The following is an 8,075-nucleotide window of genomic DNA, read 5'->3' as shown; positions in this document are numbered from 1 at the left end:
ATCTTGTGCTCGCCGAGCGGGGTCGGCTTCTCGTCCGCGCCATAGAGGATCGCGGTGGCGCCGATCTCGTAGCCGTCGCGGAACACCGACATCGTCTCGGCTTCGAGATCGATGGTGATGATCAGCGGGCCGCTCGCGTCGATGCCCTTGGCGTCCCAATAATAGTCGCCGAAGCGGATCGGGCCGGGGATATCGAGGATGCGCCTGACGACGAGTTGGGGCGCGGGTGCCGGAGCCACGGCGGCAACGGGCTTCGGCGCGGGCGCCTTGGCGGCCGGCTTGGGCTGCGGGGCCGTTGCGGGCCGCGCGGGGGCCGCGGCGGGAGAATTGGCGGGCAACAGCGTCGCGGCGCCCATCGCGGCGGCCACGCCGCCGACCAGAAGCCCGGTCCTGATCGCCCATCCCCGCCAACGCACTTGCCCGACTCCCTCGCTCGCTGTCCCGCCATGATCCGTAATTCGGACGCCGGACGCCACCCTCGATTTGGCGGCGTTCCATGCTGGTACAGCCCGGGGCGCCGTTAACCTGGCCCTCCGACCCCTTCCAAAAGCCGCGCGATCGGCCTAGCCATTCGCCATTGCCCGGACGGCTTCACAGGCGGCCCTGCCGCCCCCAGATTGGGCCCGGAGCCGCCGGACCACGCGCTTTTCGAGGACTGAACCCATGTCGACCTATGCCGATCGCCTGAACGCCCTTCGCGAGCAGCTCAAGCGCGAGCAACTCGACGGGTTCGTGGTGCCGCTGACCGACGAGCATATGAGCGAATATGTCGGCGAATATGCGCAGCGGCTGGGCTGGCTGACCGGCTTCCAGGGCAGCGCGGGCAGCGCGGTGGTGCTGCCCGAGGCGGCGGCGATCTTCACCGACGGGCGCTATACGCTGCAGGTGCGCCAGCAGGTCGACGGCACGCATTGGGAATATGTCCCGGTGCCGCAGGTGAGCATCGCGAGCTGGCTCGGCGAGCATGCGCCACAGGGCGGGCGGATCGGCTACGACCCGTGGCTGCACACGCGCGGCTGGGTCGAGGAAGCGCGCAAGGCGCTCGCCGAGAGGGGCGCCGAGCTGGTCGCGGTGGCGAGCAACCCGATCGACGCGGTGTGGGACGACCGGCCACTGCCCTCCGACGCCAAGCTCGCCGTGCAGGACGACGATACCGCGGGCCAGACCAGCGCCGCCAAGCGCGCCGGGATCGCCGACTGGCTGGCCGAGCGCAAGGCCGATGCGGTGGTGCTGTCGGCACTCGATTCGATCGCCTGGGCGTTCAACGTGCGCGGCAAGGATGTGAGCCGCACGCCGGTCGCGCTCGCCTATGCCATCGTCAATTCGGACGGCACCGCCGACTTGTTCGTCGCCAGGGACAAGGTCGGCGAGGACGTCGCCAAGCATCTCGGCAATGCGGTGCGCGTGCATGACCGCTCGGCCTTCGCCCCGGCGCTGGGCCGGTTCGCCGGCAAGCGCGTCGCGGCCGATCCGGCGGGCTCGGTGGCGGCGATCTTCGACGCGATCGAGGCGGGCGGCGGCAAGGTGCTGGCGGTGCGCGATCCCGTCGTGCTGGCCAAGGCGATCAAGAACGAGGCCGAGATTTCCGGGCACAAGGCCGCCCAGGCGCGCGACGGCGCGGCGCTCGCGCGCTTCCTGCGCTGGGCCGAGGCCGAGATGCCGAAGGGCGGCGTGACCGAGATCTCGGCCGCCGCGCGGCTCCAGGCGTTCCGCGAGGAGACGGGGGTGCTCAAGGACCTCTCCTTCGACACCATCTCCGGCACCGGACCCAATGGCGCGATCCCGCACTACAAGGTGACCGAGGAATCGAGCCTCCCAATCGAGACCGGGCACCTCTATCTGGTCGATTCGGGCGGGCAGTACGCCGACGGCACCACCGACGTGACTCGCGTGATCCCGGTGGGCGAGCCGACCCAGGAGATGCGCGACCGCTTCACCCGCGTGCTCAAGGGCCATATCGCGATCGCGACGGCGGTGTTCCCGGCGGGCACCACCGGCGGCCAGATCGACGCCTTCGCGCGGCGGCCGCTATGGGAAGTGGGCTGCGATTATGCGCACGGCACCGGCCACGGCGTCGGCGCCTATCTGTCGGTGCACGAGGGGCCGCAGCGCATCGCCGCGCCCAACTATCCGGGCGGCGGCCCGGCCGAGCCGCTGCGCGCCGGCATGTTCCTGTCCAACGAGCCCGGCTATTACAAGGCCGGCGCGTTCGGCATCCGCATCGAGAACCTGGTGCTGGTGATCGAGAAGGACATCCCCGGCGCGGAATCGCCGATGCTCGGCTTCGAGACGCTGACCTTCGTCCCGATCGAGCGCGAGCTGATCGAGCCGGCGCTGCTGACCGAGGACGAGCGCCGCTGGCTCGACGCTTATCATGCGAAGGTGCTGGAGGTGCTCGGTCCGCAGCTCTCGCCCGAGGAGCGGGCCTGGCTCGAAGCCAAGTGCCGCCCGATCGCGGCGCGCTGAGCTAGTCCGCCTCGGGCTCGCGCGGCGGTACGGGCCGGGTCTCGGCCACAGCGCGCGCCTGTGCTTTTCGCTTGCGCAGGTTCTCACGCAGCGCGGCGGCGAGGCGGGCCTTCTTCTCGGCTTCGTTCATTGGGCGATGCGATAAACCCGCCGCCTGCGCCTTGACAACCGGGCACCCCTGCGCAAAAGGGCCGCTCCCGCGCGGGGCCGGACATGCCGCCCGCGCCGAGTGCTGCCGTAGCTCAGTGGTAGAGCGCATCCTTGGTAAGGCTGAGGTCGTGAGTTCAATCCTCACCGGCAGCACCATTTTCTAGCCCGGTTTCGGTCTTGCCGTCCCGCGGAGCGCGCCAAGCCGACGCAGCGCCCAGAGCGGGATGCGCAGCACATGGTAGAGGAAGGTCAGCCGGGGCGGCAGGGGCAGCGCCAGCCGGTCGATCGGCGACCGCCACAGCGCGCCGAGCTCCGCCGCGAGATAGCCCCAGCCCGAACCGATCTCGAACCGCGCGAGCCGGGCGCGGACGCCAGCCTCCGAATAGTCGGGAAACTCGCGCTCGCCGTCGCCATAGGTGAGCGCTGCCAGCGCGGCAGCGGCGAGGCGGCCGGTGCGGCGATCGGCGCGCAGCTCGGCCAGCAGCGCGTCGGGCAAGGCGAGGCCGAGCAGCTGGTGGCACAGCAGCAGCGCCACCGAAGCGGCGCGGCCCGTGCCGAGCGTTTGCAGGCGGCGATAGAGCGCATCGATCTCGGCGACGTCATAGCGCACCAGGAGCGCGCCGACGTCCGCCAGCCATTTGAGCCGCATCCACACCGATCGCGTCCCGTGCACCGTGAGATAGGCGAGCAGCTCGGCATCGGGCAGCGTGCGCAGCTGCTGCGAACCGATCGCAACAGACCGAGTTGGCGACCGCGCGTCGATGCCCGGCAGCAGGTGGGGGTTGTCGACCAGCCGCCAGTGCAGCTCGACCGCGATGCGCTTTTCGGGATGGACCAGCACGCATTCCTTGGCGAGCTCCATGAACAGCTCGAGCCGGCGCCCGTCGAGCGCGGCGGGCTCGACCAGCCGATAGCCGTGGCGCGCGAGGATCGCGCAGCCCTGCGCGGTCGTCTCGGGCGTGGTCAGCAGATCGATGTCCCAGGCGTGCTTGAGGCCGATGTCGCCATAAGCGAGCACGGCCAGGGACACGCCCTTGACGAAGAGCGCGGGACAGCCCGCGGCGTCGAACGCCTCCTGCAGCAGCGCCGCCTCGCGCGCCATGGCGAGAGCAGTCAGGCGCACGCGCCGAGCCTCCCCGGCGAGGCGCTGCGCGGCCGCCTCGGGCAGCGCGACTCCGGCCTCGACAAGTCCGTTATGGACCAGCGCGAACACGCGATGGCGCCGCGCGACGCGCTCGACACGCGGCCAGTCGATCGCGGACCGCGCCGCTTCGCGCACCGCCGCGTTGCGCGCGGGCCCGCGCGGCCACCGGCAGCATGCCGCTACGATCCTGAATTCGTTCGAGATACCAGAGGGGGGAATCATGCGTCCTCGGCCATGCGGACGGGTAAGGCCAGACTAGCGCCGCGAACGCATAGCGGTAAGAGTCTTGTTTCCGCAACGTACCGGCGAGCCGTGGAACGCCCTATCATATTGGCGCCGCCGTGAATTTCCGAGCCTTCGCCTTGCCTCGGACGGCCGCAACAGGTAGGAAGCAAGGGCTGGCGCCCATTCCCGTTTCGGAAACGGAACAAGGACGCCGGGGACGAGGACGATCGCTGCTGCGGCCGTTCTCAGGCCTGGATTGCTATCTTGGGGGATAACCATGACAGAGCGAATGGAAGACACGCAGCGCACGTCGGATCGCCTCGCCTGGGTCGAGCCGGAAATCTCGACGCTCGCGATCGAAGAGACTGCGGCGTTCAGTGGCGTCGGCCCCGATGGCGGCGTCCAGGGCCCGGACTGCACGAGCTCCTGAGTTCGTCGGCGAAGGGGCGCGGCACGATGCCTGCCCCCTTCGACCCGATTCCAGCCGCATCCGCTATAGCGCGATGAGGTCTGTGGGCGCGGCGGGCAGTTCGATCTCGTATAGCTTGCCCAACTGCGCATCGAGGAAGATGACGCTTCCCGCGAGATCGGGCCGGTCGATTCGTGCGCCGAACAGCGATGTCCCGACGATCAGGCCGTGCCTGCCCAGCGCCAGGCCGCGAGTCATGTGCGCGCTCACCCGCACCGGCGGACCGGACGAGCGGAGAAGCTCCCCGTCGAGCGAGCCGCAGTGCCACAGCGCCCCCGCTTCGTCCTCGAGGATGTCGTGACAGCAATAACCGGGCAGCGGCTCGCGCCGGACGAGCTGCCAATCCGCGTCGAGCCAAGCCAGCTCGCTGCGCTGCCGCGGCGTCGAGGTGCCGTTGTGCAGCATCACCGCCACCTGGCCGCGGACGCGGGCAATCGAGTTGATGTGGTGATAGCGCCCGCTGCCGTCGTCGCGCGTCGCCGCGGCGAACGGGCGCAGCACATCGAGCGGCGTGCCGTCGAGAGCGAAGCGCGCGATCGCCTGGTTGGCGGTATCGATCAGGCAGATCCGCGAATCGATCACCGCGAGCTGGTGGCACTGGTTGTCGAGCCCCTGCGCGATCACCGTGGCATCGGCGATCCGCCCGTCGGCGAGCGTCAGGCGGACGATCCGGCCGCGGTTCGAGCGTGCGCTGGGGATGCCGCAGGATTCGAAGACGAAGAGCGCATCGCCGTGCTGCCGCAATCCGAAGAAGAAGCCATAGGCGACGCGCTTGGCGCCGTGCGGGCCGACCGCGAACAGCCCGTTGCGGCTCGCGGCGAGGCATTCATAGCCGCGCAGGTCCGGATCGCAGATACGCACCTGCGCCGCGGCATAGGCCCGGTCCGCCAACGCCGCGCGGATCGTCCGCTCGCTTGCGAAGCCCTCCTGCATGGCAGCTGGCCTAGCCGACGGCGGACGCCAGTCAACCGCGCGTGACGCACGGCGCCGCGATGGACCGCACCGGCATCTACGGCCTGTTCAACCTCGACGGCGCGCCGCTCGATCCGGACGATGCCGCGGTGCTGAGCCTGCGCCCCGCCCCCGACGATGCCGGGATCGCTCACGCGATCGATCTCGCCGATCCGCAGGCAATATGGACGGACCGAGCGGAGCCTGCGGCGACGATCCTGCTCGGGCAGCTTGATGAACCCGCTGCGGTCGCGGCGCGCCTCGGCTTGGCGGCGGAGACGCCGGTGGCGGTGCTCGCCCGCGCAGCGCTGCACCGCTTCGGGAGCGATGTGCGGCGGGTTCTCGCCGGGGAGTGGACGTTGCTCCACCGCGAGCGCGAGCGCGTCACGCTCGCCTCGTCGCTCGCGCTGCGCGATCCGCTGCTCTATGCCCGCAAGGGGGCGCGCCTCGCGGTCGCGCCCGACCTGCGGTTGCTGAGCCGGCTGAGCTGGGTGGACGATACACTCGACGATGCCGGGTTGCTCTTCGCGCTCGGGCGGCAGCATCTGCGTGGCGCGATCGGGAACCGGACGGTGCTGGCCGGAGTCCGCGCGCTCGGGCCGGGCGGGTTCGCGACCTTCGACGCGGCGCGCAGCGAGGTCGCGCCGCGCGCCCTGCCCCGCGCCGCCGCGCGCTGGCGTGGCGGCTTCGCGGACGCGATGGCGGAAGCGGAGGCGTTGCTGGCGCGGATCGTCCGCGACCGCATGTTCGGCGATCGCATCGGATGCATGGTGAGTGGCGGACTCGATTCCGCGACGCTCGCCTGGCTGGTGGCGCGCGACCGGCGGCCCGGGGAGTCGGTGCGCTGCCTCACCTCCGCGGCGGCGCCGGGCAGCGGGCTTGCCGACGAGACCGAGGCCGCCGGCATCGTCGCGGAGCATCTCGGCCTGGCGATGGATCGCGTGGTGCCCGACGCGGCGGCCGCGATCTACCGGCCCGCCGCGCAGTGGTTCCGCGAGGCGAACGCCCCCTATCTCGGCCAGCGCCACTATCTCTACGACGCCTTCGCCGCGCATGCGCGCGCGGCGCGGATTCCGCTGCTGTTCGACGGGCAATATGGCGAGTTCACGCTGAGCAGCCCCTTTCCGCTGGCGTCGATACGCGAGCGCACGCGAGCGGCGATGCAGCGCTGGCGCGGCGGGGCGGCGCGGTCCGGGCCGTCCCCGCGCGACGCGCTTCACGTCTTCCTCGCCGCGCACCGGAGCGCGTCGCTGCCCGATCCGGTCGCCGCCGCGCTGGCATCCCCCGTCCCCAGGATGCGGATGCCGGCATCGGGCGAGCGATGGGGACTACTGCCGAGCTTCGAGAAGATCCTCAAGGGCCCCGTCTCGCTGGGACTGGGCAGCGTGCGGCTGGCGCAACCCTATCGCGACCCGCGGCTGCTCGCCCTCTTCTCCGGATTCCCCGCGCGCATGCTGCACCGGCCCGGATTCGATCGCGCGCCGGCGCGCCACCTGCTGGCCGGGCATTTGCCCGACTCGATCCGGCTGCGCGGCAAGGGCCCCGCTTTCTCCCCCGACTATGGCCAGCGCCTGATACGCCAGGCGCCGGACGCGCGCGCGCGTATCGCGCTGTTCCGCAAAGCGGGTGCTGACGAATGGCTCGATCTCGACGCGCTCGATGTTGCGCTCGCGCGTATCGCCGGCGACGCCGCGCGCGACGGCCAAGAGGCGCTCACGGCGCAGCTGACCGCGATGGCTGGGGAGTTCATCGCCTGGTGGCGCGGCGTCTCATGAGCTGAGCGACTCGGCGAGCGCCAACGCCCGTCGCGCGCGTTCGCGATGTGCGTCCTCCCCGGTGCGCTCGACCCGGGGAAAGCCGATCACGGGGAGGCTGGCCGCGAGATCGAGCAACGCCTGCAGGCGCGCACGATGATTGGGCAAGGCCGCGAGCCAGACCGGACGGAACAGATGCCTCGCGAGCGCCAGCGCGCGCGCCGGTGGTGGCACCGCGCCGGGCGCCGCGCCGAGCAGGAGCAGGCCGGCGAGCGAAAGCCGCTCCGCGCGGGTTCGCGCAGCCGGACGGATGACATGCTTGCCGCGCGTCGCCGGCGAGGGCGGAACGATTTGCTCGCCCGCGGTCCAGTGCGCGATCTCGGGACCGAGGCGGATCGTGGTCCGCCCCGGCAGCACCTCGGCGACGCCGTCGCGGATCGCGAGCGCGGTCAGGTCATCGCTCACCAGCGTCGCGCCGCAGCCAAGCAGCCCCGCCATCAGGCTCGACTTGCCGGCCCCGCTCGTGCCCGCGATCAGCAGCGCCTTGCCGCCGATCTCGACTGCGCAGGCGTGCAACGGGACCAGACCTCGCCAGGCGAGGAGATGTGCCGCGACCGTGCCGTAAAAGGCGTAGGGCAATGCTCCCGTCCAGTCCGGTCCGGGGAGATAGTCGACATGCGCGCCCTGATGCGTGTCGAACACCGCCTCGTCCTCCCACGGAAAGCGCGTGCCGTCGGCATAGACCTGGCCGCGGCGCACCTGCGCGAGCGGCTCGCGTTGGGCCAGCGTCGTCGCACGGGCGACGCGGACGTCGGCGTCGCCCGGGGCGGTCGTCTCGAAATGCGCGAGCGGCGTGTCGCTCAGCCAGCGCAACCCGAACGCCGCGGCGTGATAGGCCGGCGCGCCGGTCACCTCC

Annotated in this window: 8 protein-coding genes and 1 tRNA gene; 4 read left to right on the top strand and 5 right to left on the bottom strand. The window is 71.3% G+C overall.

The window, feature by feature from the left end:
• The coding region (locus tag ABDV68_RS08030) for a L,D-transpeptidase (RefSeq protein ID WP_343519284.1) at positions 1–416 on the bottom strand (416 nt) is incomplete at its 3' end.
• A 247-nt stretch (positions 417–663) separates the two neighbouring features.
• Between ABDV68_RS08030 and ABDV68_RS08025 the strand changes: the two genes are divergently transcribed.
• On the top strand, positions 664–2,466 hold the full coding sequence (locus ABDV68_RS08025; protein WP_343519283.1) for an aminopeptidase P family protein: 1,803 nt from the start codon (positions 664–666) through the stop codon (positions 2,464–2,466).
• A gap of 1 nt (position 2,467) precedes the next feature.
• On the opposite strand, the gene ABDV68_RS08020 is transcribed toward ABDV68_RS08025, so the two are convergent.
• The gene (locus tag ABDV68_RS08020; RefSeq protein ID WP_343519281.1) at positions 2,468–2,596 is read right to left on the bottom strand and encodes a hypothetical protein; all 129 of its coding nucleotides are present in this window, start codon (positions 2,594–2,596) and stop codon (positions 2,468–2,470) included.
• Positions 2,597–2,697: 101 nt separating this feature from the next.
• On the opposite strand from ABDV68_RS08020, the gene ABDV68_RS08015 reads away from it, so the two are divergent.
• A tRNA-Thr gene (locus tag ABDV68_RS08015) sits at positions 2,698–2,772 on the top strand.
• A gap of 4 nt (positions 2,773–2,776) precedes the next feature.
• Here ABDV68_RS08015 and ABDV68_RS08010 read toward each other — a convergent pair.
• Positions 2,777–3,982, bottom strand: a complete 1,206-nt coding sequence (locus ABDV68_RS08010; protein WP_343519280.1) for a nucleotidyltransferase family protein — start codon at positions 3,980–3,982, stop codon at positions 2,777–2,779.
• Positions 3,983–4,274: 292 nt separating this feature from the next.
• Here ABDV68_RS08010 and ABDV68_RS08005 point away from each other — a divergent pair, with 292 nt between their 5' ends.
• The gene (locus tag ABDV68_RS08005; protein WP_343519279.1) at positions 4,275–4,415 is read left to right on the top strand and encodes a hypothetical protein; all 141 of its coding nucleotides are present in this window, start codon (positions 4,275–4,277) and stop codon (positions 4,413–4,415) included.
• Between the two features lie 63 nt (positions 4,416–4,478).
• Here ABDV68_RS08005 and ABDV68_RS08000 read toward each other — a convergent pair whose 3' ends face one another.
• Complete coding sequence (locus ABDV68_RS08000) at positions 4,479–5,387, bottom strand: hypothetical protein (RefSeq protein WP_343519278.1); 909 nt, start codon at positions 5,385–5,387, stop codon at positions 4,479–4,481.
• A gap of 41 nt (positions 5,388–5,428) precedes the next feature.
• On the opposite strand from ABDV68_RS08000, the gene ABDV68_RS07995 reads away from it, so the two are divergent.
• On the top strand, positions 5,429–7,180 hold the full coding sequence (locus ABDV68_RS07995) for an asparagine synthase-related protein (RefSeq protein WP_343519277.1): 1,752 nt from the start codon (positions 5,429–5,431) through the stop codon (positions 7,178–7,180).
• Here the strand turns inward: ABDV68_RS07995 and ABDV68_RS07990 are convergent.
• Complete coding sequence (locus ABDV68_RS07990; RefSeq protein WP_343519276.1) at positions 7,175–8,071, bottom strand: hypothetical protein; 897 nt, start codon at positions 8,069–8,071, stop codon at positions 7,175–7,177. The two genes, ABDV68_RS07995 and ABDV68_RS07990, sit on opposite strands and share 6 nt — an antisense overlap.
• Positions 8,072–8,075 lie beyond the last annotated feature (4 nt).

This window comes from Sphingomonas sp., assembly GCF_039595165.1.
Lineage (GTDB): Bacteria > Pseudomonadota > Alphaproteobacteria > Sphingomonadales > Sphingomonadaceae > Sphingomonas.
The sequence above is the reverse complement of the archived record's forward strand: the minus strand, read 5'-3'. Positions and strand labels throughout refer to the sequence as shown.

Coding starts and splice junctions, on each gene's coding strand:
- ABDV68_RS08025 (WP_343519283.1), top strand. CDS start 664: ATGTCGACCTATGCCGATCGCCTGAACGCCCTTCGCGAGCAGCTCAAG.
- ABDV68_RS08020 (WP_343519281.1), bottom strand. CDS start 2,596: ATGAACGAAGCCGAGAAGAAGGCCCGCCTCGCCGCCGCGCTGCGTGAG.
- ABDV68_RS08010 (WP_343519280.1), bottom strand. CDS start 3,982: ATGATTCCCCCCTCTGGTATCTCGAACGAATTCAGGATCGTAGCGGCA.
- ABDV68_RS08005 (WP_343519279.1), top strand. CDS start 4,275: ATGGAAGACACGCAGCGCACGTCGGATCGCCTCGCCTGGGTCGAGCCG.
- ABDV68_RS08000 (WP_343519278.1), bottom strand. CDS start 5,387: ATGCAGGAGGGCTTCGCAAGCGAGCGGACGATCCGCGCGGCGTTGGCG.